This window comes from Agromyces sp. NPDC057865, from assembly GCF_042796995.1.
In the GTDB taxonomy this organism is placed as follows: Bacteria; Actinomycetota; Actinomycetes; order Actinomycetales; family Microbacteriaceae; genus Agromyces.
This window is the reverse complement of sequence record NZ_JBHVMJ010000001.1, coordinates 1,374,007-1,396,317: the sequence shown is the minus strand read 5'-3', so window position 1 is coordinate 1,396,317 and position 22,311 is coordinate 1,374,007. Positions and strand designations below refer to the sequence as shown.

Below are 22,311 nucleotides of genomic sequence, written 5' to 3'. Positions count from 1 at the left end.
GCTCAGTCGGTGCGACGTGCGGGATCTGACGGACTCGCCGGCGGTCGCGTCGACTCCCCCGTGTCGACCACGACGGCATCGGCGAGCACGAGCGTGTCCGCGTCGTCGGATGCCGCCTCGGCTTCGACGTCCCCGGCCAGGGCCGCCTCCGCCTCCTCGGCCGCGACCTCGTCGGCCGGGCGGCGCAGGAGTTCGACGATGAGCAGCACGACGAGCGCGAGCACCAGCGTCCAGAACACGACGCCGAGGGTCACCGGGCGGTTGAACCACACCACGGCCGCCGCGATGAGCGCGATCAGCAGGTAGGCCACGCCGCGCCAGCGGTCGAGCGCGACGCCGAACGCGCCCGTCGTGATGCCGCGCTTCGCGGCGGAGCGCCGCACGGCCGAGAAGCCCGAGCCGGCGAAGTCGCGTGCTGCGCGGGCCGGACGCCAGGGCCCCGAGAACCAGGCGATCACGGCGACGAGCAGCGCCAGCACGAAGAGGGCGAGGATGGTCGAGATCATGAGCTCGACCAGTCCGTCGAAGAGCGACTCCGCGGCATCCCTCGGCATGATCGACGGACTCACCGCCCCCACGAAGTAGAGGCGGCCGACGCCGACCCCCGCGGCGAGCAGGCCCATGCTCAGGGCGAAGCCGCCGGCCGTCCACACGAGCGCCTTCGGCCGGTTCTTCGCGATGAGCACGCCCGCCACGAGGAGGAGCAGGCAGATCCACGGGATCCACGTGCCGGCCGCGACCGCGAGCGCGTACACGGTCTGCACGAGCGTGAACGCGTCGTTCTGCGCGACGACGATGCTCCGGTCGATGTCGGGGATCGCGGACGCGAAGCCGACGCCCTGGTCTTCGAGGCGCTGCTTCACCGCCGCGACGATCGGACCGAGCTGCACCGAGAGCGTGCCGCCGCTGCCGATCTCGAGCGCTGCGTCGGAACTGCCCTGCATCGCCGCGATGAACTGCGTGTGCGACGCGCGGAGCGCCGCCGCCCAGATGTCCTCGAACGCGTCGGAGGTGACGATGCGGTCGACGACGCCCGAGACGAGGTTCTGCAGTCCCTGCGTCGCCGGCTGCTCGAGCAGGCCGAGCGCCGTCTCGGCGCGCGGCGGCAGGTTCAGCTCCCTGAGCCCGTCGAAGAGGTCGGCGGTGAGGGCCGGGATGTCCACCTGCTCCTCGATGGCCGCCGTCACCTCGTCGGCGATGTACGCCTGCACGTCGGGGTCCTCGGCCAGCGGTGCGAAGGTCGCGACGAACCGGTCGGTGTCGACCAACTCGAGCCGCGCCCAGCCGGCGATCACGGCGACGGGCACGAGGAGCAGGCCGATGACGACCAGCACGATCGCCGCGGCCGTGCGGCCCCGGCCTCGACCCCGGCGCGCCGGCGGCTCCTCGGACGGTGTCGCGCCCAGCGCGGCCGCGGCGGCATCGGCATCCGACCGGAGCGCCCGGTTCTCCGCCTCGAGCTCGGCGACCCGCGCCTGGAGCTCACTCGTACTCATGTCGGCCATCTCGGGCCCCCTCCCCATTGGGATGACGATATCGCTCCGAGGGCTCGCGCGGTCAGGAGATTCGCGCGGATTCCGGTTCCCCCGTTCGAGGGGATTCCGTCGGGATCCGTCGGAGAGGCCCTCAGTGGATGAAGGCCTTCAGCACGATCATCGCGATGCCGAACGACGCCGTGCCGAGCGCCCCTGCGACGCGGATGGGCCAGGGGGACCCACGTCGCGAGAAGGCGATCCAGCCGAGCACGGCGAGCACTCCCACGCCGACCCAGAGCGCAGTCCAGATCGCGTACTGGTCGGGAATCGCCCGCGTGGCGCCGAGCAGCAGGATGACCGACGGGATGAGCGCCGAGGCGAGCAGGCCGAGGGACCGCCGGAACGAGATGCGGAACGCTTCGCGAAGCCCGATGTTGCGCTCGTGGTCGAGGCCGTGCCGCGCCACCGTGCCGGCGTAGACGTGGGCCGCCCAGAACACGATCACCGTGATGAGGACCGTCCAGAACACCGACCATGAGGACTCGCCATGGCCGCCGGCGACCACGATCATGCCCGAGACGAGGATGACGCCGTAGACGGACTCCTCGGTCGCGAACGTCGTGCGCATGAACGGGTGCGCGAGCATCTTCGACGTGGCGCTGGCACGGCCGGCGGGCGCGCGGCCCGCGGCATCCGACTGCGACTCGACCATGCACTCACCCTCTCACGGCGGGGCTCCATTGACCCCTGAATTGGTGGGTGAGCATTGCTCATTTTTTGTGTCCGGTTCCCTCGTCCAGAGCTACGCTGCGACCGAGAGGGAACCTTCATCGAAGAGGTCGCCTCGATCCGTCGAGTGACGAGGTGACGGATGCGACCCCCCGAACGTCCGCCACCGAGGGAGGAGCCCCGCAGGTGCTTCTGCGGGGCTCCGTTCCGCCTGCTGTCCCCTGTTTTGGTGGGTGAGCATTCCTCACCGATCTTGCCCGGGCAGTACCCCGCGGGTGTACCCTGCGGCCAGAACGTGAGACTCCCCTCCGGGGAACGATGCGGCCGGAACGACACCCGCGGCCCGGCATCGAACGACATCACCTCGACGCGTGCCCGCGCGCCGTCGCTTTGCCATGCGCACCGCCCGGGAGGGAAGCGTCCGGCTCACCCGAACCGGACGAACCTGGGAACACCCGGAGGCGATGATGCCTTTCACAACCCGAGTTCGAACATCCGAGAAGTCCACGAGGACGCGTCGGGTGGTCGCCGCAGGCGCGGCGAGCTGTCTTGCCGTCGCGATGATCCTGGTCGCGGGCCCGGCGCTCGCGGCGGACGGTCCGTACAGCATCGACGGCACCGTGCCGGATCCCGGCACGACCGAGATCACCGATCCCTTCGGCAACGTGAAGGAGCTCGGACCGCTCAACTCGAGCACCACGAAGATCGGCGTCATCCACAGTGATGCCGTGCCCACGCTGGGCGACACCAACCCGAACGCCCAGGTCGACCTGCGCCGAGCCTGGCTCGACACCGAGCGGGAGTCCGGCAAGGACTGGCTGTACTTCGCCTGGGAGCGTGACAAGAACACCGGCAGCGGCTTCATCGCGTACGAGTTCATGCAGAACAAGGCGCCCACCGCCTGCGCCTACGAGACGGCGACCCCGGACCAATTGGTCGCCAACTGCAACCCGTGGGCCAACCGCAAAGCCGGCGACTTCATGATCCTCTGGGATCAGCAGGGCGGCAGTCTCGACCTGTTCCTCAGGATCTGGAGCGGCACCGCGCCGAACCTGACCCTGGGCGCGCCGCAGCAACTCAACTCCACGGTGTCGCAGGCCGCCTACAGTGCCGACGGGTTCTTCGGTGAAGCCGCCGTCAACCTGACGGACACCATCTTCGGAGGGTCCACCGCGTGCCTCGCCTTCGCCAACACCATTCCGAGCACGGTGACCGGCAACTCCGACACCGCGGACTACAAGGACACGATCCTGGCGACGACACCGCCGATCAGCAACTGCACCTCCACCACGGTGACCACGCCCAAGGACGGCGCGGGGGCCAACATCCCCGCCGGCGGCCTCTCGATCGGCACCGGCGTCGTGGCGGTGAAGGACTCCGCCGTGGTGAGCCTGACCGGCGGAACCGCGACCCCGGCGGGTTCGGTGGCGTTCTCCCTCTGCAAGGTGGACTCACCGGGCCTCTGCACCACCGGCGGCACGAGCGTCGGGTCGACGAACCTCACGGGTGCGTCGTACCCGTTGACGGTCTCGTCGCCGACGGCGTACGTCACGTCCGCCGGCCGGTACTGCTGGCGCGCGGTGTTCAGCGGCGACTCCGCCAACGGCATCCCCGGGTCCAGCGACTCGAGTGCGTCGGAGTGCTTCACCGTGAACCCCGTCACTCCGACCCTGGCGACCACCGCCGGTGCGGACGTCCTCCTCGGCAACGCGGTGACGGACTCGGCCACCCTCGGCGGAACGGCCACCCAGCCGGCCGACCCGGTCATCAACCTGACCGGCACCGGTGGGGCTGCGGCCGGCGGCACCATCACCTTCAAGCTGTACGGGCCTGACAACTGCACGACGCTGGCGTACACGTCGCCGACCGTGGCAGTCAGCGGGAACAACACGTACAACTCGCCTGCTCCGCAGTTCGCGCCCACCGCGGCCGGCACCTATCACTGGGTCGCCGTGTACAGCGGAAGCTCGCCGAACACCAACGGGACCACTCACAACGCCGCGTGCACCGACAACGACGAGGATGTGGTGGTCACCACGGTGCCGTCGTCGCTGTCGAGCGCGCAGAAGTGGGTGCCGAACGACTCGGTGACGGTCTCGGCCAGCGCGGGCGGCGCCATGGCGGGAACCGTCGCGTTCGCCCTGTACGCGACTGACGACTGCTCCGGCACCGCCATCTACAGCACGACTGCGACGGTGGCGGGCGCCTCGCCGCAGACCGTGTCCACGTCCAACACCACGGCGGTGCAGGTGTCCGGGTCGTTCTCATGGAAGGTGAGCTACGACAGCACGAACCCCGCCCAGCGGGACATCGGCAACAGCTGCCACGAGACGTCGGCGCTGACCATCGCGAACGGAGGGACGGTGAGCAGCCAGTGAGCTGAGCAGATGCCGATCCCACTCCCGTGAGGATCGACGTCGAGCCCGCACATGGCAGACGAAGGGCCCCGCCGGCATCGCCGACGGGGCCCTTCCACGCGTTTCGCGGAGCGCTACGCGCCGAGCGCCGTGTACACCTCGCGGAGCAGCTGCGCGGTCTCGGACGGCGTCTTGCCGACCTTGACGCCGGCGGCCTCGAGGGCCTCCTTCTTCGCCTGCGCGGTGCCGGCCGAGCCGGACACGATGGCGCCGGCGTGGCCCATGGTCTTGCCCTCGGGCGCCGTGAAGCCGGCGACGTAGCCCACGACGGGCTTGGTCACGTTGGCCTTGATGAAGTCGGCCGCGCGCTCCTCGGCGTCGCCGCCGATCTCGCCGATCATGACGATCGCCTTCGTCTCGGGGTCGGCCTCGAACGCGGCGAGCGCGTCGATGTGCGTGGTGCCGATGATCGGGTCGCCGCCGATGCCGATGGCGGTCGAGAAGCCGAGGTCGCGCAGCTCGTACATCATCTGGTACGTGAGCGTGCCCGACTTCGAGACGAGGCCGATCGGGCCCTTGCCGGTGATGTTCGCCGGGGTGATGCCGACGAGGGCCTCTCCGGGGCTGATGATGCCGGGGCAGTTCGGGCCGATGATGCGGGTCTTGTCGCCCTGCTCCTTGGCGTAGGCCCAGAACTCGGCCGAGTCCTGCACGGGCACGCCCTCGGTGATGATGACGAGGAGCGGGATCTCGGCGTCGATCGCCTCGATCACGGCGTCCTTCGTGAAGGCCGGGGGCACGAACGCGATCGAGACGTCGGCTCCGGTCGCCTCGATGGCCTCGGTCACCGACGCGAAGACGGGGAGCTCGACGTCGTGACCGTCCTGGTCCTTGTGCAGCACGGTGGTGCCGGCCTTGCGGGCGTTCACGCCGCCGACCACCTGGGTGCCCGCCGCGAGCATGCGCGCGGTGTGCTTCGAGCCCTCGCCGCCGGTGATGCCCTGGACGATGACCTTGTTGTCCTTGTTGAGGAAGATCGTCATTTGTCTCGAATCCCTTACTGCGCGTTCGCCAGCTCGGCGGCCTTGTCGGCGCCCTGGTCCATGTTGTCGGCGAGGGTGACGAGCGGGTGCGCCGCCTCCTCGAGGATGCGACGGCCCTCGACCACGTTGTTGCCGTCGAGGCGCACGACGAGCGGCTTGTTCGCGCTGGAGCCGAGCTCGGCGAGCGCGCCGACGATGCCCTTGGCGACCTGGTCGCACGCGGTGATGCCGCCGAAGACGTTCACGAACACGGACTTGACCTGCGGGTCGCCGAGGATGATCGAGAGTCCGTTGGCCATGACCTCGGCCGACGCGCCGCCGCCGATGTCGAGGAAGTTGGCGGGCTTCACGCCGCCGTGGTTCTCGCCGGCGTAGGCGACCACGTCGAGCGTGGACATGACGAGGCCCGCGCCGTTGCCGATGATGCCGACTTCGCCGTCGAGCTTGACGTAGTTGAGGTCGAGCTCCTTGGCCTTCGCCTCGAGCGGGTCGGCCGCGGCCTTGTCCTCGAGCAGCGCGTGTCCGGCGTGGCGGAACTCGGCGTTCTCGTCGAGCGTGACCTTCCCGTCGAGGGCGATGATGTTGCCGTCCTCGTCGAGGATGAGCGGGTTGACCTCGACGAGCGTCGCGTCCTCGCTGTCGTACACGTCGTACAGCTTGACGAAGACGTCGGCGACCTTGTCGACCAGCTCGGCCGGGAAGTTCGCGGCCTCGGCGATCTCGCGGGCCTTGGTCGGAGTGATGCCGGTGCCGGGGTCGACCTCGACGCGCGCGAGCGCCTCGGGCTTCTCGACGGCGAGCTGCTCGATCTCCATGCCGCCCTCGACGCTCGTGAGCGAGAGGTACGAGCGGTTGGCGCGGTCGAGGAGCACCGAGAAGTAGAACTCCTTGGCGATCTTCGCGCCGGCGGCGACCATGACGCGCTTGACGACGTGGCCCTTGATGTCGAGCCCGAGGATCGCCTTCGCGGCCTCCTCCGCCTCGTCGGGGGTCTTGGCGACCTTGACGCCGCCCGCCTTTCCACGGCCGCCCGTCTTCACCTGGGCCTTGACCACGACGACGCCGCCGAGCTGTTCGGCGGCCTTGCGCACGTCCTCGGGGGTGTCCGCGACGATGCCGGCGAGCACCGGCACTCCGTACTTCTCGAAGAGGTCTCTGGCCTGGTACTCGTAAAGATCCACGCTCTGCTTCCAATCGGTCCGCGCGTGATCGCGCAGGGATGGTGGGATGAGAGGCCCGGCCGGATGTTGTCTCGACATCGAGAATTCTCTCGATATCGAGATAGCGGGCCGACGACCATGGTACTCCCCCGTCGTGGGGCGTCCGAACCGGGATGTCCGGGGTCCCGGACATGCGCGCGGGCAGGCACGACAGCCGGCGAGCACGTGCGGCGGCGGCATCCGACGGCCGCGAGGGCAAGCGGATGCCGCGGCGAGCGCAGGTGAAGACAGGCTCGCCATGCTGGCGGGTGCCCCGGCCCGCTGCGAGACTGGCCGCATGGTCGACCCAGTGGAACCGATCCATCGCACCGATCCCCACGACGGATCGGTGCACGCGAAGCTCAACTGGCTGCGGGCGGGCGTGCTCGGCGCGAACGACGGCATCGTCTCGGTCGCCGCGCTCGTGGTCGGCGTCGCGGCCGCCACCACCGACCTCGCCGCGATCCTCATCGCGGGCGTCGCGGCGGTGCTCGCCGGCGCCATCTCGATGGGGCTCGGCGAATACGTGTCGGTGTCGAGCCAGCGCGACACCGAGCGCGCCCTGATCGCGAAGGAGCGCTGGGAGCTCGAGACGATGCCCGCCCAGGAGCTGGCCGAGCTCACCGCGCTCTACCGCACGAAGGGCCTCTCGGCCGAGACGGCCGAGCGCGTCGCCGTCGAGCTCACGGCGCACGATGCGCTGGCCGCCCACCTCGAGACCGAGCTGCACATCTCGCAGGACGACGTCGTGAACCCGTGGCACGCGGCCTGGGCATCGGCGTTGTCGTTTCTCGTCGGCGCGGTGCTGCCGATGCTCGCGATCCTCCTGCCGCCGCCCGAGTGGCGCGTCGCCACGACGTTCGTCGCGGTCATCGTCGCGCTCGCCATCACGGGCTGGCTGTCGGCGTGGATCGGCGGGAGCCCTCGCGGTCGCGCGGTGCTGCGCGTGGTCGTCGGCGGCGCGCTCGCACTCGTCGTCACCTGGGTCATCGGCGCACTCCTCGGGACCGCCGTGTAGCCATGGCCGAGGCGCGCATCGGCATCTCGGGCTGGCTCTATCCGAACTGGCGCCGGAGCTTCTACCCGACGGGCCTCCGCCAGGCCGACGAGCTCGCCTACGCCTCCGAGCGGATGACCTCGATCGAGGTGAACGGCTCGTTCTACTCCCTGCAGAAGCCCGCGAACTGGGTGCGCTGGCGCGACGCGACACCCGACGGCTTCGTCTTCGCGGTGAAGGGCCCGCGCTTCATCACGCACATCAAGCGGCTCGGCGACATCCGGGCGCCGCTCGCGAACTTCTTCGCGTCGGGCGTGCTGGCGCTCGGGTCGAAGCTCGGTCCGGTGCTCTGGCAGCTGCCGCCGAACCTCGGGTTCGATCCCGAGGTCGCCGACCGCTTCCTCGGCCTGCTGCCGCGAACGACGACGGATGCCGCGGCGCTCGCGGCCGGGCACGACGAGCGGATGGAGGGGAAGTCGTGGTTCGACGCCGCGGCGATCGTCGACCGGCCGCTGCGCCATGCCGTGGAGGTGCGGCATCCGGAGTTCGAGGACCGGCAGGAGGAGTGGGCCGACCTGCTCGCCCGGCACGGCGTGGCCTCGGTCACCGCCGACACCGCGGGCCGCTACCCGCGCATCGACCGCACGACCGCCGACTTCGCGTACGCGCGGCTGCACGGCGAGGAGGAGCTCTACGCCTCGGGGTACGACGACGCATCGCTCGACCGTTGGGCGACCTGGACCCGGGCGCACCTCGACTCGGGTCGCGACGCGTTCCTCTACTTCGACAACGACATCAAGGTGCGGGCGCCGTTCGACGCGATGGCGCTCATCGCGCGGCTCCCGCGGCCGGCGGGCCTGCCGGAGTCGCCTGCCACGGAGCCGCCGGAGCACTGACCGCTCGCGGCCAGCCCGGCGTGGCGAGCAGCGAGCCGTCGTGCTCCACGGCCAGCACGTCGACGTCGAACCGGTCGGCGCACGCGTCGAGGCTCGAGCGGCCGCCCGACACGATCGCCGTCGCGATGACGTCGGCCCTGACGATGTCGTCAGCCGCCACGCTCACCTGCACGAACGGGGTCGGCCCCTCGCCCGGCCGGGTCCAGATGTGGTCGCCGCGCTCGGCGTTTCCCGACGTGGCGACCGCGCGCCGTCGTGCACCCAGGCGGATGCCGCCGAGCAGCGCCGCGCGATCGGCCGGGTCCACGATCCCGACCGACCATTCGTCGTCGGCGGTCGTCGGCGACACGAACACGTCGCCGCCCGCATCGATCGCCCACCGCGGAGACCCGCCGTGCGCGAGCAACTCGCCCGCCTCGGCGATCGCGAGCGCCTTCACCACCCCATCCAGGTCGATCACCCCGTCGCCGCGATGCGGCGTGAAGGCGCCGTCGGTGCGCGTACGCCACTCGAGCGCGAGGGCATAGGCGTCGCGCACGTCCGCGCCGGCCTCGGGCAGCGCGAGTTCGCCGCGTCCGATCCGACTGAGCTCCGAGGCCGGGTCGAACAGGCTGCAGTGCGCCTCCCACCGGCGGAAGACGGCGTCGACCGCCGCAACGGCGGCCGCGGCATCCGTGTCGTCGCCCGGCTGCACGCCCACCCGGACGCTGACGACCGTGCCCATCGCGTGGAACGTGCCGCCAGCGAGCTCGACCGTCGGCCGCGCGCCCATCAGAAGCCCGCCGCGTCGAGCGCGGCCTGCAGCGACTGCAGGTAGGCCGCGCTCGTGTACGTGGCGCCGCTCACGAGCGAGACGGAGGACGACTGCGCCTGCAGCACCTCGTCGCGCAGGATCGGCTCCGCCCGGTTGCTGATCGACACCGAGCGGCCGTCGTGATCGGTGAGGTGGAGGGCCGTCACGTCGGTGATCGCGCCCCCCGAGATCGTGACCTGCACCTGCACGTCGCCGAAGCGCGTGCCGACCGAGGATCCCGAGTAGGTGCCGTCGGCGGAGGCCGCGGCGGCAGCGCCCGACGTGCCCGAGTCGGTCGACGTGCCCGAGCTCGCGTCGGTCCCCGAGCCGGTCGACGGGGCAGAGGTCGCGGCATCCGTCGACCCGGAGCCGCCGGTGCCGCTGCCGGAGCTGCCGCTGCCACCGGCGCCGCCACTCGACCCGCCGACGGTCTGCGTCGTCGTCTCGGCGACCGGCGCCGAGGGCGTGCCCAGCAGCCCGAGCTGCCAGCCGCCGAGGATCGCCGTCGCCGAGGCGGCGGAGGCCAGGATCACCGCTCGTCGTCTCACCAGTCGAACCTCTCGTGATGGACCTGCTCGGGGGCCATTCCCGCCGCGCGGGCCTCGGCGATGACGCGCTCCGCCCAGTCGCGCGGTCCGCAGACGTACAGGTCGGTGTCGTCGAGCCGCGGCACGAACGCCGCCAGCGAGAGGCCCTCGTGCTCCGCGGCATCCGTCAGCCAGCCCCGCCCGCGTGGACCCGGGACCGTGATGAGGGTCGCGCCGCGCGCCGCGCAGAGCTCGCCGAGCTCGTCGAGCAGCCACCCGGCAGCGGGCTCGGGCGTGCGGACGACGACCGTCGCCTCGCCCGGACGGAACGTCGCCGTCTCGAGCAGCGACCGCACGGGCGTGATGCCGATGCCGGCCGCGACGAACGCGATGCGCGACCGGCTGCGCGCCGCCTCGCTGAAGATGCCGTACGGACCCTCGATCGCGACGCGCGTGCCGGGCCGGATGCCCGCGAGGCTCGCGGATCCCGCCCCGAGCGCACGCACGGTGATGCGCAGCCTGCCGCCGCGCGGTGCGGCCGACAGCGAGTACGGATGCGCCTGCCACCACTGCCCGCGAGCGAGGAACCGCCAGACGAGGAACTGCCCTCCCGTGGCGCGCAGGCGCTCGAGGTCCGCGCCCCGCATCGTGACGGAGACGGCCTGGCCGCTCGTGCCGATCGGCTCGACGGCCTCGACCACCAGGCGGTGACGGAGCGTCGCGGCGAGCGGCACGAGGAGCCGGAAGACGACCACGGCGCCGAGCGTGCCCCAGGTGACGGCGAGCCAGTACCAGTACTGCCACGTGCCCTCGGCGAAGAGCCCGCCGACGCTGAACTGGTGCGGCAGCGCGGCGAGCACGGCCGCGTACGCGAGCAGGTGCACGAGGTGCCACGTCTCGTACCGCAGGCGGCGGCGCACCGCGACGAGCGAGGTAACGACGACGAGCGCGAAGAGGCCGAACCCCAGCAGCGCGAGTGGCAGGTCGGGCAGCGACCAGATCGCCACCGCCTCGGCGACGAGGTCGACACCGTCGGCCACGGCATAGCCCGTGAGCAGCAGCACGCCATGCGCCACGAGGAGGTACACGACCGGTTTCCCGAGTCGGCCGTGCAACGCCATCGCGGCGTCGTGGCCGACGGCGCGTTCGATGAGCGGCACCCGCGCCGCGAGGAGCAGCATCACGAGCACGAGGTCGGTCGCGACGAGGCCCGCAATGATCCCGAGCGAGGTCAGTGCCGAGCCGACGTCGCCGAACCGGTTCGCCCCGCCCTCGGCGAGGAACAGTCCGACCGCCACCGCCGCGGATGCCACCGCGCCGGCGGCGAGCAGGTCGCTCCGCCACAGCCGCCGGCGAGCACGCTCCCGCTCGGGTCCGGCCATCGAGCGGGCGGGCCGCTCGAGGTGCCGGGCGTCGTGGAGGAGGAATGCCATGACGCCATCGTGCGGGCGGACCCTATCGCCGAGCGATGGGTCGCCTGTGGGCCGGCTGGGAACGCGGCATCCGCTCGAGCCCTAGAGCTTCTCGATGGGCGCGATCTTGATGAGGAGCTTCTTCTGTCCAGCGGTGTCGAAGGCGACGTGCGCGATGCGCTTGGTGCCCTCGCCGGTGACCTGGGTCACTCGACCGTCGCCGAAGTCGACGTGCCGGATGCGATCGCCCGCCTCGAGCGTGAGGTCGCCGTTGTCGCGCACGGTGCCGGTGACCCGGTTCGCCCACTCGGCCTTGGGCGCGGCGCTCTTCAGCACGCTGAACTTCTCGAGGTCGCGGTCGCGCGTGCCCCAGGCGCCACCTGGGCGGCGGGCGTTCAGCGCGCGCGGCTGGGTGCCGCCGCGGGACGTGGCCATGCCCGGCGACTGCCGCCAGTCGATGAGCCCCTCGGGGATCTCCTGCAGGTAGCGCGACGGCATCGCCACCGCGACCTCGCCGAACTGGGCGCGGCTCATCGCGAGCGAGAGGAAGAGACGCTTGCGGGCCCGCGTGATGCCGACGTAGAACAGGCGGCGCTCCTCGGCGGGACCACCGGGCTCGGATGCCGACATCTGGTGCGGCAGCAGGCCCTCCTCGAGTCCGGTGAGGAACACCGCGTGGTACTCGAGGCCCTTCGCGGTGTGGAGCGTCATGAGCGAGACGGTGCCCGATGCGTCGTCGATCTCGTCGGCCGCCGCCACGAGCGACACCTGGGTGAGGAAGTCGACGAGCGTCGCGCCCGGATTCTCGCGGTCGAAGTCGCGGGTCTGGGCCACGAGTTCCTCGACGTTCTCGGCCCGCGTCTCGTCTTGCGGGTCTCGGCTGTTGCGGAGTGCGTCGATGAGGCCCGAGCTCTCGAGCAGGAACACGAGCACGTCGGAGACCGAGGAGGCACCCTCGTTGGTGCCCTCGGCGACGGCGCGCGACGACGGCACGAGCATCGCGGCAGCCTCGTCGAGCACGCGGGCCAGCCCGAGGATCGCGCCGGTGACCTTCGGGCCGAGGCCGAGCGCATCGGCGTTGCGCATCGCCTCGCGGAACGAGATGCCGTTCTGCTCCGCGAAGCTCGCGAGCGCGGTCTCGGTGGCCGGGCCGATGCCCCGCTTGGGCGTGTTCAGGATGCGGCGGAGCGCGAGCTCGTCGACCGGGTTCGCCACCGAGATGAGGTACGCCATCGCGTCCTTGATCTCGGCGCGCTCGTAGAACTTCGTGCCACCGACGACGCGGTACGGCAGGGCCGACCGCACGAAGATCTCCTCGAGTGCACGCGTCTGCGCGTTGGTGCGGTAGAAGACGGCGATGTCGCGGTACGCGATGCCGGCGCGGTGCAGCGACTCGATCTCGTCGGCGACGAACTGCGCCTCGTCGTGCGCCGTGTAACCGGTGTAGCCGGTGATGAGCTCGCCGTCGCCGACGGCCGTCCACAGCTTCTTGTCCTTCCGGTCGAAGTTGTTCGAGATGACGGCGTTGGCGGCCGAGAGGATGTTCTGCGTCGACCGGTAGTTCTGCTCGAGCAGCACCACCTTCGCTCCGGGGAAGTCGCGCTCGAACTCCACGATGTTGCGGATGTCCGCGCCGCGGAAGGCGTAGATCGACTGGTCGGAGTCGCCGACGACCGTGAGGCTGGCGCCGGGGATGCCGCCCGAGGCATCCGTCAATGCGGCCACGTTCACGCCATGGCCCTCCATCTCGTGCACCCGGTCGGCCGGGACCGGCTGGGTGAGCTCGCGGATGAGCGAGTACTGGGCGTGGTTCGTGTCCTGGTACTCGTCGACGAGGATGTGCCGGAACCGACGCTGGTAGAGCGACGCGACCTTCGGGAACGCGCGGAACAGGTAGACGGTCTCGGCGATGAGGTCGTCGAAGTCGAGGGCGCTCGCGTCGCGCAGGCGACGCGTGTACTGCCGGAAGATCTCGACGAACATGACCTCGTTGGGGTCGTTCGTGTTGGCATTGCGCGCGTACGTCTCGACGTCGGCGAGCTCGTTCTTCAGCCGCGAGATCTTCGCCTGAGCGCTCGCGGGCGTGAAGCCCATCGTGTCGGCGTCGAGCTCCTTGATGATGCGCTTCAGCACGGTGCGGGTGTCAGCGGAGTCGTAGATCGTGAACGTCGACGAGAGCCCGAGCGACTCGGCCTCGCGGCGCAGGATGCGCACGCACGCCGAGTGGAACGTCGAGATCCACATGCCGCCGGCAGCCTCGCCGAGCAGCGCCTCGACGCGCTCGCGCATCTCGGCGGCGGCCTTGTTCGTGAAGGTGATCGCGAGGATCTGGCTCGGCCAGGCCTCCCGGCTCTGGATGAGGCTCGCGATGCGGTGCGTGAGCACGCGCGTCTTGCCCGAGCCCGCGCCTGCGACGATGAGCAGCGCCTGCCCGCGGTACTCGACGGCCTCCCGCTGCTCGGGATTGAGCCCGTCGAGGAGGCGGTCGCCGGCGGAGGGCACGGTGCCGGTCGGAGCGGCGGCGGGCGGTGCGGCGGACGCGGGCGGCGCCTCGCGCCAGCCGGCCGGGTCGTCGGGGTCGAGGATCAGCGTCATGTCCCGTCAAGTCTAGGCGCGGCATCCGACAGCCGGCCCTGCGGCGGGCGCTTCGCGCCGCCGCGCCCAGTTCTCTGCGCCGAGTCACGAGTTCTCGTCGCATCCAGATCGCGCGGGCGACCGGAACTCGTGAGTCGATGCCCCTGTGATCCGAAATGTGGACAGCTCGCGGCCCGCGAGCCCGCCGGCTGCCACAGTCGACGGATGCCGCGTGCGCGCCCGCTCCCCGACCTGCTCCGCATGGCGCCCTTCCGCGTCTCCGAGGCTGAGCAGCTCGGCATCACCCCGCGCCGGCTCCGGGCGACCGACCTGCACGCGCCGTTCCGCGGGATGCGATCGAGCACGCCCCCCGCGGACCTCGTCGCCCGGTGCTCGGCGCTCGACACGGTGATGGCGCCCGGCCAGTACTTCAGCCACACGACCGCGGCCCGGCTCTGGGGGTTACCGCTCCCCCGGGGCCTGCGGACGGACCCACGCCTGCACGTGAGCACCGCCGGCCGCGAGCCGACGCGTCGCGGCGTCATCGGGCACCGGATCACCGCGATCCGCGACATCCGCTTCCACCTGGGCCTTCCCGTGGTGGCCCCGAGCGACGCGTGGTGCGAGCTCGCGGCCGTGAGGTTGCCGACGGCGGCGGACGACCCGTCGAGGACTCGTCGCCTCACGCTGGACGAGCTCATCCAGGCGGGCGACCGGCTCCTCGGCTGGCCGTCTCCGCTGGCGAGCGCCGGCGAGATCGACGGGGCGCTCGAGCGCTTCGGGTCGGCACGCGGCATCCGCTCGTTGCGTGAAGCTCGCAACGAGCTGCGGCCCCGATCCGCTTCGCCGCGCGAGACGGGGCTTCGACTGCTCGTCCTCCGTGCCCCGGCCGGGTATCCCGAGCCCGAGCTCAACGGTCCCATCCGGCTGTCCACCGGTGCGCTCACGCACGGCGACCTCGTCTTCCGTCGCTACCGCGTGATCCTCGAGTACGACGGTGTGCACCATCGCACCGACGACCGCCAGGCCATCCGCGACGTCGACCGGCTGAACGATCTCGCGCGCGACGGCTGGCTCGTGGTCCGCATCCACAAGGGCACCACGGATGCCGCGACGCTCGACTGGCTCGACTCGGCCCTCAGGTCGCGTGGCTGGCGACCGTGACGGCCATCGAGTCACGTGTTCTCGTCGCATCCGTGTGACACAGGCGACCGAAAGTCGTGACTCGGCGACTCCGCAGCCGGCCCGGCAGCCGGCGCGGCGCCGCCTCAGCGCACGCCGGATGCCGCGCGCCGCGCCTCGACGCCGAGGTCGGGGTGGTCGACGAAGATCCCGTCGACGCCGGTGCCGATCACCTCGCGGAACTCCCCCAGCCAGTCGCCGAACGCCGATCGCGCCGACCCGCGGCGGAATCCCGGGGCGAGGAAGCGGTTCTCGGGCCGCAGCGTCCACGTGTACACGACGAGCCCCGCCGAGTGCGCGGCATCGACGAGGTCGGAACCGGTGAGCGGCGAGGCCTTCTTCCACGGGCCGACGAGCCGCGCCTTGCCGACGCTCACGCCGTCGACCCGTCCGGCGAGGCCGAGCAGCCCGGCCTCGGTCATGAAGTGGTCGTAGCTCGACGCGCTGCGGCCCTGCGCGAGCGCGACGTCGACGGGCGCCCCGGTCGCCTCCACGAGGAAGACCCTCGGTCCACGGATGCCGCGAGCCCCGAGCCGGTCGAGCACGTCGAGCTCGAACGACTCCATGACCAGCCGCTCGTCACCACGTCCCCAGCCCGCGTCGTCGAGCTCGGCGGCGAAGAGCTCGTCGAGCGGCAGGCCGAGCGCCGCGAAGTGGGACGCGTGCTTGAACTCCGCGACCATGCGGATGAGCCGCCGCTGCTCGTCGGCGGCCGTGTCGATGAGCGCGAACAGGTCGCGCAACCGGATCACCGGGTAGCGGTCGTCGAAGCTCGCGCTCGCCTGGCGGAGGGCGCCGAGCCGCTCGCGGGCGCGGAGCGTCGACAGCTCCGCCCAGGTGAAGTCCTCGGTGAACCAGCCCGTGAGCGGCTTGCCGTCGACGTCGCGCGTGGTTCGCTTCGCGGCGAACTCGGGCCGCGTCGCGACATCCGTCGTGCCCGAGATCTCGTTCTCGTGCCGCAGCACCAGCACGCCGTCGCGCGTCGACACGATGTCGGGCTCCACCGCGTCGGCGCCGAGCGCGAACGCCAGCTCGTACGCCGAGCGGGTGTGCTCGGGGCGGTACCCCGACGCGCCGCGGTGCCCGATCACGAGGGGGCGCGCGCCGGAGTCGTGCAGCATGGGCCCAGCGTAGCGGCGGCGACGCGCGCAACCGCGGGAATCCGCGCAGAACTCTGGGCGTTATCACTGCTACGACGGGTAGATTGGTGCATGGCGCGGATGCCGCATCCGATGCCCGTCCCCCGCACCGACGAAAGCCGAAAGCAGAGGAACCCCATGGCTCTCGACAATCCCGCGTTCTCGCGGAATTCCGCCTTCTCATCGCAGGGAGCCAATGCCGTCGCACAAGACGTGTCGGCGCAGCAGCTCCAGGAGATGTACAACCAGCCCGCGACGCTCCCCGACCGCGAGGTCATCACCGTCGAGAACACCATCGCCAAGACGGCGGCCTCGTTCGGCGTGCTCGTCGTCTTCGCCGCAGTCGGCTGGACGATCACGCCGGCCGCGCCCTGGGTGTTCTGGGTCGCGTCGCTCGTCGGCTTCGCGCTGGCGCTCGTCAACATCTTCAAGAAGGAGCCCTCGCCGGCCCTCATCCTCGCGTACGCCGCGGCGCAGGGCGTGTTCCTGGGCGGCATCTCGCTCATGTTCGAGTCCCAGTGGTCGGGCATCGTCGCGCAGGCGGTCATCGGCACACTGGCCGTCGTGGGCGTGACGCTCGCGCTGTTCGCGACCGGCAAGGTCCGCGCCTCGAAGCGGGCGACGAAGATCTTCATGGTGGCGCTGCTCGGCTACGTCGTGTTCTCGCTCGTGAACGTCATCCTCATGTGGACCGGCGTGAACCAGGACCCGTGGGGCCTCCGCGGCGTCGAGATCGCCGGCATCCCGCTCGGCCTGATCATCGGCGTGCTCGTCATCCTGATGGGCGCGTACTCGCTCGTGCTCGACTTCGACATGATCCAGCGCGGCGTGCGCAACCGCGCCCACAAGAAGTACGGCTGGACCGGCGCCTTCGGCATCATGGTCACCGTCATCTGGCTCTACCTCGAGATCCTGCGCTTCCTCGCCATCGCGCGGAACTAGCGACAGCATCGACACACGGACGGCCGCCCCTCGGGGCGGCCGTTCCGCGTTTCCGGGTGCACCGAGCGGATGCCACGGCGCGGCGCCGCAGTCGAGCGGATGCCGCGACGACGCCGCACCCGACGGGTCAGCGCCCGAGCGACTCCACCGACGCGCGGATCGCATCCGCCGACGCCCGCAGCAGCCCCTCCTCGTCGGACGAGAACGGCACGCCCTCGAGCGGGAACGCCCCGTCGCCGCCGACGAGGCAGGGCACCGACAGCGCGATGCCCTCGATCCCGTGCTGACCGTCGAGCACGGTGCTCACGGGCAGCACCGCGTGCTCGTCGTCGAGGATCGCCTCGACGATGCGCGCCCCGGCGAGGCCGATCGCGGAGTTCGTCGCACCCTTGCCGCGGATGACCGTGTAGGCGGCGTTGCGCACCTCGTGCGCGATCTCGTCGAGCTGCCCGAGCGTGAACGGATCGCCGCCGCGCCAGTCCAGGATCGGCACCGGGCCGATGCGGGCGTTCGACCACAGCGGGAACTCGGTGTCGCCGTGCTCGCCCACGATGTCGGCGTGCACGCTCGAGGTCGCGACGCCCGCGCGACGGGCGAGGAGCCACCGCAGGCGCGACGTGTCGAGCACGGTGCCCGATCCGAAGACGCGGTTCGGCGGCAGGCCGGTGATCCGCTGCGCCACGACCGTCAGCACGTCGACCGGGTTCGTCACGAGCAGGAAGATCGCGTCGGGCGCCCGCTGCTGCAGCGCCGGCAGCAGGCCCTCGAGGATGCGGACGTTCGTGTCGGCGAGCTCGAGCCGCGACTGCCCCGGATGCTGCTTCGCCCCCGCCGTCACCACGACGACGTGCGATCCCTCGACCACGGCGAGGTCGGTGCCGCCGGTCACGCGCGCGTCGGTGAACTGCGTGCCGTGGGCGAGGTCGAGCACCTCGGCCTCGACCTTCTCGGCCGCGATGTCGTAGAGCGCGATCTCGCTCGCCGAGCCGCGGATCAGCGCGGCGTACGCCAGGCTGGCGCCCACGCTGCCCGCGCCGACGACCGTGAGCTTCGAGTTCTCGACGACTCCCATGCGCCCATCCTGCCAGTGGGGCGGGGTCGCGCGCCGGTTCGTCGCGACGCTCAGCTCGGAACGGCGGCCGACGGCCCCGCGGCATCCTGTCGCGTTCGTCGCGCCCGTCGAGCCGCGACGCGGCTGACGACACCGAGCAGCCCGTCGCGCGCCGGCTGGGTGCGTTCGGCGAGCGCGACGTGCATGAGGGCAGCGGATGCCGCGCGCAGCCGTTGCGACGGGCGGACGCGTTCCCGGTCGTACGCGACGAGCGCCTGGTCGACGGGCAGCTCGCCGAGGAGCCGCCCCAGCGTCACGGCGTCGACCAGCGCCTCGCAGCCGCCGCGGCCGAGGTTGGGCGTCATGGCATGCGCCGCGTCGCCCACGAGCACGAGCCGGCCGCGCACGTAGGAGCGGAGTCGCGGCGTCGTCCAGATGCGCTGGGCGAGCGAGGTCTCGGGAGTGGCCGCAGCGAGGACCCCGGCGAGGCCCGGCGCCAAATCGTCGATGCCCTCGCGCGCGAGCTCGAGCGCGGCGGCGACGTCGACGTGGCGGGGCCCGAGATCGGTGCGGAAGGAGGCGTACCAGTTGGTGCCCGAGCGGTGCGGTCCGACGCCGTAGAGGCGTCCCCGACCCCAGTACTCGCCCATCGCCTCGGCCGCCGGGAACTCGGGCAGCACGCCGCGCACCGCCAGGAACGGCGTCAGCGCGGCATCCGCCCGACCGCCCCAGCCCGACCGCCGCACGGTGCTGTGCACGCCGTCGGCACCGACGACGAGCTCCCCCGGCTCGGTCTCGATCCGATCGACGCGTTCGGTGATGCGGTCGACGGATGCCGGGACGGCCGAATCGAGGGCGGCGAGCAGGTCGTCGCGGGCGACGAGGACGCCGACGGGGGTCGTGAGCTCCGACCAGCTGCGCCCAGTGCTGCTGCGGAGCGGGAAGCGGTCGATCGACGAGCTGATGCTGCGCAGCCGGTCGGCCACGCCGAGGCGTTCGAGCGCGTCGACCGCCTCGGGCCACATGGCCAGGATCGTGCGGACGTCGGGCAGGTCGCCGCGCTGCTCGACGAGCGTCACGTCGAATCGCTCGGGGTCGAGCGAGGCCGCGAGGGCGAGGCCGGCGATGCCGCCGCCGAGGATGCGGATGCGAGTCGGACTGGTCATACGCGGAGGTTACTACAAAAATAGTAGTTCCACTACTTCTGTAGTCGAATCCGATACACTCGCGGCATGGATCGCCGGACGCTCGTCGCCGATGCCGCCCTCGACGTGGTCGCCGCGCACGGCATGAAGGGGCTGACGCACCGCGCCGTCGACGCGGCATCCGGTTCGCCGGCGGGCACGACCTCGAACTACTTCCGCACGCGTGCCGCGCTCGTCGCCGCAGCGGTCGATCGCCTGGAGCAGCGCGACCTCGAGCTCTGGTCGGCCGGCGCCGACGCACCGCCCCCGGCCGACGCCGGTGCGCTCGCCGATCGCCTCGCGACCTACCTCGCCGCGTTCGTGGCGGAGCAGGCCGACCTCACGCGGGCGCGGTTCGTCCTCTCGCTCACGGATCCCGAGACGGTCGTGGGCGGGCATCGCCGCTTCATGGGCGTGGCCCGCGCCATGGTCGAGGCGGCCGGGATCGACGACGCCGAGGAGCGGTCGCGCTGGCTCGCGGACTACTCCGACGGCGTGCTGCTGCACCAGCTCACGGCCCGGCACGACGAGCCCGTAGACGTCGCGTCGCACCGTCGCGCCATCCGCCGGTTGCTGGACTGAGCCGCGCTCGACTGAGCCCGCGAACGACGAAGGGCGCGGACCCCACGGTCCGCGCCCTTCGCGCTGCGAGCTTCGGGCCCGCTACTCCCACTCGATGGTGCCCGGCGGCTTCGACGTGACGTCGAGCACGACCCGGTTCACCTCGCGCACCTCGTTGGTGATGCGGTTCGAGATGCGCGCGAGCACGTCGTAGGGCAGGCGGGTCCAGTCGGCCGTCATGGCGTCCTCCGACGAGACGGGACGCAGCACGATCGGGTGGCCGTAGGTGCGGCCGTCGCCCTGCACGCCCACCGAGCGCACGTCGGCGAGCAGCACGACCGGGCACTGCCAGATCTCCTGGTCGAGGCCGGCTGCGGTGAGCTCCTCGCGCGCGATCGCGTCGGCATGGCGCAGCACTTCGAGGCGGTCGCGGGTGACCTCGCCGACGATGCGGATGCCGAGGCCCGGGCCTGGGAACGGCTGGCGCCCGACGATGGCCTCGGGCAGCCCGAGCTCGCGGCCGATGGCGCGCACCTCGTCCTTGAAGAGCGTGCGCAGCGGCTCGACGAGCTCGAACTGCAGGTCCTCGGGCAGGCCGCCCACGTTGTGGTGGCTCTTGATGTTCGCGGTGCCCGTTCCGCCGCCCGACTCGACGACGTCGGGGTAGAGCGTGCCCTGCACGAGGAACCGGATCGGCTCGCCGTCGGCCGCGGCCTCGGCGATGAGGTCGCGCTCGGCCTGCTCGAACGCGCGGATGAACTCGCGGCCGATGATCTTGCGCTTCTCCTCGGGGTCGGTCACCCCGGCGAGCGCGTCGAGGAACGTGTCGACCGCGTCGATCGTCACGAGCCGCACGCCGGTCGCCTCGACGTAGTCCTGCTGCACCTGCTCGCGCTCGCCCTGTCGCAGCAGGCCGTGGTCGACGAACACGGCGGTGAGCTGGTCGCCGACGGCACGCTGCACGAGCGCGGTGGAGACCGCCGAGTCGACGCCGCCCGACAGCGCAGAGATCACGCGCGAGGAGCCGACCTGGGCGCGGATGCGCTCGACCTGCTCGGCGATGACGTTGTCGGGGTTCCAGTCGGCGGGGATGCCGGCCGCACGATGCAGGAAGTTCTCGAGCACGCGCTGGCCGAACTCCGAGTGCTTCACCTCGGGGTGCCATTGCACGCCGTAGAGCGACCGCTCGTCGTTGGCGAACGCCGCGACGGGCGTCGTCGCCGTGGAGGCGAGCACCTCGAAGCCCTCGGGCGCGCGCGAGACCGAGTCGCCGTGGCTCATCCACACGATCTGCGCCTCGGGCTGGCCGGAGAGCAGCGCGTTGTCGTCGTCGGTGCGCGCGGTCACGGCGGTCGAGCCGTACTCGCGGTGGCCGGTGTGCGCGACCTCGCCGCCGAGCTGCTGCGCCATGACCTGGAAGCCGTAGCAGATGCCGAGCGTCGGCACGCCGAGCTGCAGGATGCCCTCGTCGAGCGCCGGCGCGCCCTCCTCGTAGACCGACGACGGTCCGCCCGAGAGCACGATGCCGACCGGGTTCTTCGCGCGGACCTCGTCGGCTGTGATGGTGTGCGGCACGATCTCCGAGTAGACGGATGCCTCGCGCACGCGCCGCGCGATCAGCTGGGCGTACTGCGCCCCGAAGTCGACGACGAGCACGGGACGCTGCTCGGTGGGCTGCTCGGGGGACGCGTCGGTCACTGCTGGGCCTCCATGGAGTCGGCGGGGTCGGTCGCGGCATCCGTCGGGGCGGCCGGTGCGGCGGATGCCTCGGACTCGCGTCGCTCGAGGTACGCGCGCACCTCGCGGCCGATGCGGGCCTCGAGGATGAACGAGAGGAACGGGATCACGCCGCCGAGCGCGATGACGATGAACCGCATGAACGGCCAGCGCATGAGGCTCCACAGGCGGAAGTCGCTGAACAGGTACACGACGTAGAACCAGCCGTGCACGATCAGGATGCCGGTCGAGAGGTTGACGGCGGTCACGGTGTCGATCGGCACGAAGGCGAGGAAGCCGTCAGGGCCGCCGAGCTCGAGCTCGAGCCCGAAGGCGTACTTCATGAGCATCTCGGCGCACAGCAGGAGGAGCAGCACACCGGTGATGATCGCGGCCACCTGGTAGAAGCGGAGCGCCCCGCGAATGCGCGGCAGATCGGCGAGTTTGGGCTCGAGGGGCATGCGAACAGTCTACGTGGCGCGCGCTGCCCCGGTCGTCGAGCAGCGCCGCCGCACCGGTCGTCGAGTAGCGCCG

Annotated in this window: 19 protein-coding genes; 6 read left to right on the top strand and 13 right to left on the bottom strand. The window is 71.4% G+C overall.

Annotated features, from left to right (window positions below; all coding sequences use genetic code 11):
* Window positions 1–2 precede the first annotated feature (2 nt).
* Both ACFVN5_RS06650 and ACFVN5_RS06645 read right to left on the bottom strand, forming a co-directional pair.
* A complete protein-coding gene (locus ACFVN5_RS06650) occupies window positions 3–1,496 on the bottom strand; it encodes a hypothetical protein (protein WP_376954049.1) in 1,494 nt (497 codons plus the stop codon).
* Window positions 1,497–1,626: 130 nt separating this feature from the next.
* Window positions 1,627–2,187, bottom strand: coding sequence for a hypothetical protein (locus tag ACFVN5_RS06645; protein WP_376954048.1), 561 nt, complete (start codon window positions 2,185–2,187; stop codon window positions 1,627–1,629).
* A 388-nt stretch (window positions 2,188–2,575) separates the two neighbouring features.
* Between ACFVN5_RS06645 and ACFVN5_RS06640 the strand changes: the two genes are divergently transcribed.
* Entirely contained in the window at window positions 2,576–4,582 is a 2,007-nt protein-coding gene (locus ACFVN5_RS06640) for a hemagglutinin (protein ID WP_376954047.1), read from the top strand.
* 113 nt (window positions 4,583–4,695) lie between these two features.
* Here the strand turns inward: ACFVN5_RS06640 and sucD are convergent, their stop codons facing one another.
* Entirely contained in the window at window positions 4,696–5,604 is a 909-nt protein-coding gene (gene sucD / locus ACFVN5_RS06635) for a succinate--CoA ligase subunit alpha (RefSeq protein ID WP_376954045.1), read from the bottom strand.
* Between the two features lie 14 nt (window positions 5,605–5,618).
* Window positions 5,619–6,785 carry an ADP-forming succinate--CoA ligase subunit beta gene (gene sucC, locus ACFVN5_RS06630; protein WP_376954043.1) on the bottom strand — a complete coding sequence of 389 codons (1,167 nt, stop codon included), beginning with the start codon at window positions 6,783–6,785 and terminating at the stop codon, window positions 5,619–5,621.
* 316 nt (window positions 6,786–7,101) lie between these two features.
* Here sucC and ACFVN5_RS06625 point away from each other — a divergent pair, with 316 nt between their 5' ends.
* Together ACFVN5_RS06625 and ACFVN5_RS06620 are read left to right on the top strand one after the other, a co-directional pair.
* Window positions 7,102–7,821 carry a VIT family protein gene (locus ACFVN5_RS06625; RefSeq protein WP_376954042.1) on the top strand — a complete coding sequence of 240 codons (720 nt, stop codon included), beginning with the start codon at window positions 7,102–7,104 and terminating at the stop codon, window positions 7,819–7,821.
* A gap of 2 nt (window positions 7,822–7,823) precedes the next feature.
* A complete protein-coding gene (locus tag ACFVN5_RS06620) occupies window positions 7,824–8,696 on the top strand; it encodes a DUF72 domain-containing protein (protein ID WP_376954041.1) in 873 nt (290 codons plus the stop codon).
* On the opposite strand, the gene ACFVN5_RS06615 is transcribed toward ACFVN5_RS06620, so the two are convergent.
* The 4 genes from ACFVN5_RS06615 to ACFVN5_RS06600 all read right to left on the bottom strand — a co-directional run bounded on the left by ACFVN5_RS06615 (window position 8,629) and on the right by ACFVN5_RS06600 (window position 14,023).
* The gene (locus ACFVN5_RS06615) at window positions 8,629–9,468 is read right to left on the bottom strand and encodes an FAD:protein FMN transferase (RefSeq protein WP_376954039.1); all 840 of its coding nucleotides are present in this window, start codon (window positions 9,466–9,468) and stop codon (window positions 8,629–8,631) included. The genes ACFVN5_RS06620 and ACFVN5_RS06615 overlap by 68 nt on opposite strands.
* Window positions 9,468–10,037, bottom strand: coding sequence for an FMN-binding protein (locus ACFVN5_RS06610; protein WP_376954038.1), 570 nt, complete (start codon window positions 10,035–10,037; stop codon window positions 9,468–9,470). The genes ACFVN5_RS06615 and ACFVN5_RS06610 overlap by 1 nt, the downstream gene beginning before the upstream one ends.
* Complete coding sequence (locus ACFVN5_RS06605; protein WP_376954036.1) at window positions 10,034–11,449, bottom strand: ferric reductase-like transmembrane domain-containing protein; 1,416 nt, start codon at window positions 11,447–11,449, stop codon at window positions 10,034–10,036. The genes ACFVN5_RS06610 and ACFVN5_RS06605 overlap by 4 nt, the downstream gene beginning before the upstream one ends.
* Before the next feature lie 81 nt (window positions 11,450–11,530).
* A complete protein-coding gene (locus ACFVN5_RS06600) occupies window positions 11,531–14,023 on the bottom strand; it encodes an ATP-dependent helicase (protein ID WP_376954035.1) in 2,493 nt (830 codons plus the stop codon).
* A gap of 204 nt (window positions 14,024–14,227) precedes the next feature.
* On the opposite strand from ACFVN5_RS06600, the gene ACFVN5_RS06595 reads away from it, so the two are divergent.
* On the top strand, window positions 14,228–15,166 hold the full coding sequence (locus tag ACFVN5_RS06595) for a hypothetical protein (RefSeq protein ID WP_376954034.1): 939 nt from the start codon (window positions 14,228–14,230) through the stop codon (window positions 15,164–15,166).
* A gap of 104 nt (window positions 15,167–15,270) precedes the next feature.
* Here ACFVN5_RS06595 and ACFVN5_RS06590 read toward each other — a convergent pair whose 3' ends face one another.
* A complete protein-coding gene (locus ACFVN5_RS06590; protein ID WP_376954032.1) occupies window positions 15,271–16,305 on the bottom strand; it encodes a glycerophosphodiester phosphodiesterase family protein in 1,035 nt (344 codons plus the stop codon).
* Window positions 16,306–16,461: 156 nt separating this feature from the next.
* Here ACFVN5_RS06590 and ACFVN5_RS06585 point away from each other — a divergent pair, with 156 nt between their 5' ends.
* On the top strand, window positions 16,462–17,265 hold the full coding sequence (locus ACFVN5_RS06585; RefSeq protein WP_376954031.1) for a Bax inhibitor-1/YccA family protein: 804 nt from the start codon (window positions 16,462–16,464) through the stop codon (window positions 17,263–17,265).
* A gap of 127 nt (window positions 17,266–17,392) precedes the next feature.
* Here ACFVN5_RS06585 and ACFVN5_RS06580 read toward each other — a convergent pair whose 3' ends face one another.
* Window positions 17,393–18,337 (bottom strand): L-lactate dehydrogenase, encoded by a 945-nt coding sequence (locus ACFVN5_RS06580; RefSeq protein ID WP_376954030.1) that lies wholly within the window; start codon window positions 18,335–18,337, stop codon window positions 17,393–17,395.
* Window positions 18,338–18,387: 50 nt separating this feature from the next.
* Window positions 18,388–19,482 carry an FAD-dependent monooxygenase gene (locus ACFVN5_RS06575; RefSeq protein ID WP_376954029.1) on the bottom strand — a complete coding sequence of 365 codons (1,095 nt, stop codon included), beginning with the start codon at window positions 19,480–19,482 and terminating at the stop codon, window positions 18,388–18,390.
* A 66-nt stretch (window positions 19,483–19,548) separates the two neighbouring features.
* On the opposite strand from ACFVN5_RS06575, the gene ACFVN5_RS06570 reads away from it, so the two are divergent.
* Window positions 19,549–20,082 carry a TetR/AcrR family transcriptional regulator gene (locus ACFVN5_RS06570; RefSeq protein WP_376954027.1) on the top strand — a complete coding sequence of 178 codons (534 nt, stop codon included), beginning with the start codon at window positions 19,549–19,551 and terminating at the stop codon, window positions 20,080–20,082.
* Window positions 20,083–20,163: 81 nt separating this feature from the next.
* Here the strand turns inward: ACFVN5_RS06570 and guaA are convergent, their stop codons facing one another.
* Together guaA and ACFVN5_RS06560 are read right to left on the bottom strand one after the other, a co-directional pair.
* A complete protein-coding gene (gene guaA, locus ACFVN5_RS06565; RefSeq protein ID WP_376954026.1) occupies window positions 20,164–21,759 on the bottom strand; it encodes a glutamine-hydrolyzing GMP synthase in 1,596 nt (531 codons plus the stop codon).
* Window positions 21,756–22,238 (bottom strand): DUF3817 domain-containing protein, encoded by a 483-nt coding sequence (locus ACFVN5_RS06560; protein WP_376954025.1) that lies wholly within the window; start codon window positions 22,236–22,238, stop codon window positions 21,756–21,758. The genes guaA and ACFVN5_RS06560 overlap by 4 nt, the downstream gene beginning before the upstream one ends.
* Between the last annotated feature and the right edge of the window lie 73 nt (window positions 22,239–22,311).

What these genes read in the sequence shown, in the direction of transcription:
- ACFVN5_RS06590 (WP_376954032.1), bottom strand. Translation starts at nt 16,305, where the DNA reads ATGCTGCACGACTCCGGCGCGCGCCCCCTCGTGATCGGGCACCGCGGC.
- sucD (WP_376954045.1), bottom strand. Translation starts at nt 5,604, where the DNA reads ATGACGATCTTCCTCAACAAGGACAACAAGGTCATCGTCCAGGGCATC.
- ACFVN5_RS06600 (WP_376954035.1), bottom strand. Translation starts at nt 14,023, where the DNA reads ATGACGCTGATCCTCGACCCCGACGACCCGGCCGGCTGGCGCGAGGCG.
- ACFVN5_RS06605 (WP_376954036.1), bottom strand. Translation starts at nt 11,449, where the DNA reads ATGGCATTCCTCCTCCACGACGCCCGGCACCTCGAGCGGCCCGCCCGC.
- ACFVN5_RS06585 (WP_376954031.1), top strand. Translation starts at nt 16,462, where the DNA reads ATGGCTCTCGACAATCCCGCGTTCTCGCGGAATTCCGCCTTCTCATCG.
- ACFVN5_RS06625 (WP_376954042.1), top strand. Translation starts at nt 7,102, where the DNA reads ATGGTCGACCCAGTGGAACCGATCCATCGCACCGATCCCCACGACGGA.
- ACFVN5_RS06645 (WP_376954048.1), bottom strand. Translation starts at nt 2,187, where the DNA reads ATGGTCGAGTCGCAGTCGGATGCCGCGGGCCGCGCGCCCGCCGGCCGT.
- ACFVN5_RS06615 (WP_376954039.1), bottom strand. Translation starts at nt 9,468, where the DNA reads ATGGGCGCGCGGCCGACGGTCGAGCTCGCTGGCGGCACGTTCCACGCG.
- ACFVN5_RS06595 (WP_376954034.1), top strand. Translation starts at nt 14,228, where the DNA reads ATGCCGCGTGCGCGCCCGCTCCCCGACCTGCTCCGCATGGCGCCCTTC.
- ACFVN5_RS06570 (WP_376954027.1), top strand. Translation starts at nt 19,549, where the DNA reads ATGGATCGCCGGACGCTCGTCGCCGATGCCGCCCTCGACGTGGTCGCC.
- ACFVN5_RS06580 (WP_376954030.1), bottom strand. Translation starts at nt 18,337, where the DNA reads ATGGGAGTCGTCGAGAACTCGAAGCTCACGGTCGTCGGCGCGGGCAGC.
- ACFVN5_RS06575 (WP_376954029.1), bottom strand. Translation starts at nt 19,482, where the DNA reads ATGACCAGTCCGACTCGCATCCGCATCCTCGGCGGCGGCATCGCCGGC.
- ACFVN5_RS06560 (WP_376954025.1), bottom strand. Translation starts at nt 22,238, where the DNA reads ATGCCCCTCGAGCCCAAACTCGCCGATCTGCCGCGCATTCGCGGGGCG.
- ACFVN5_RS06620 (WP_376954041.1), top strand. Translation starts at nt 7,824, where the DNA reads ATGGCCGAGGCGCGCATCGGCATCTCGGGCTGGCTCTATCCGAACTGG.
- ACFVN5_RS06650 (WP_376954049.1), bottom strand. Translation starts at nt 1,496, where the DNA reads ATGAGTACGAGTGAGCTCCAGGCGCGGGTCGCCGAGCTCGAGGCGGAG.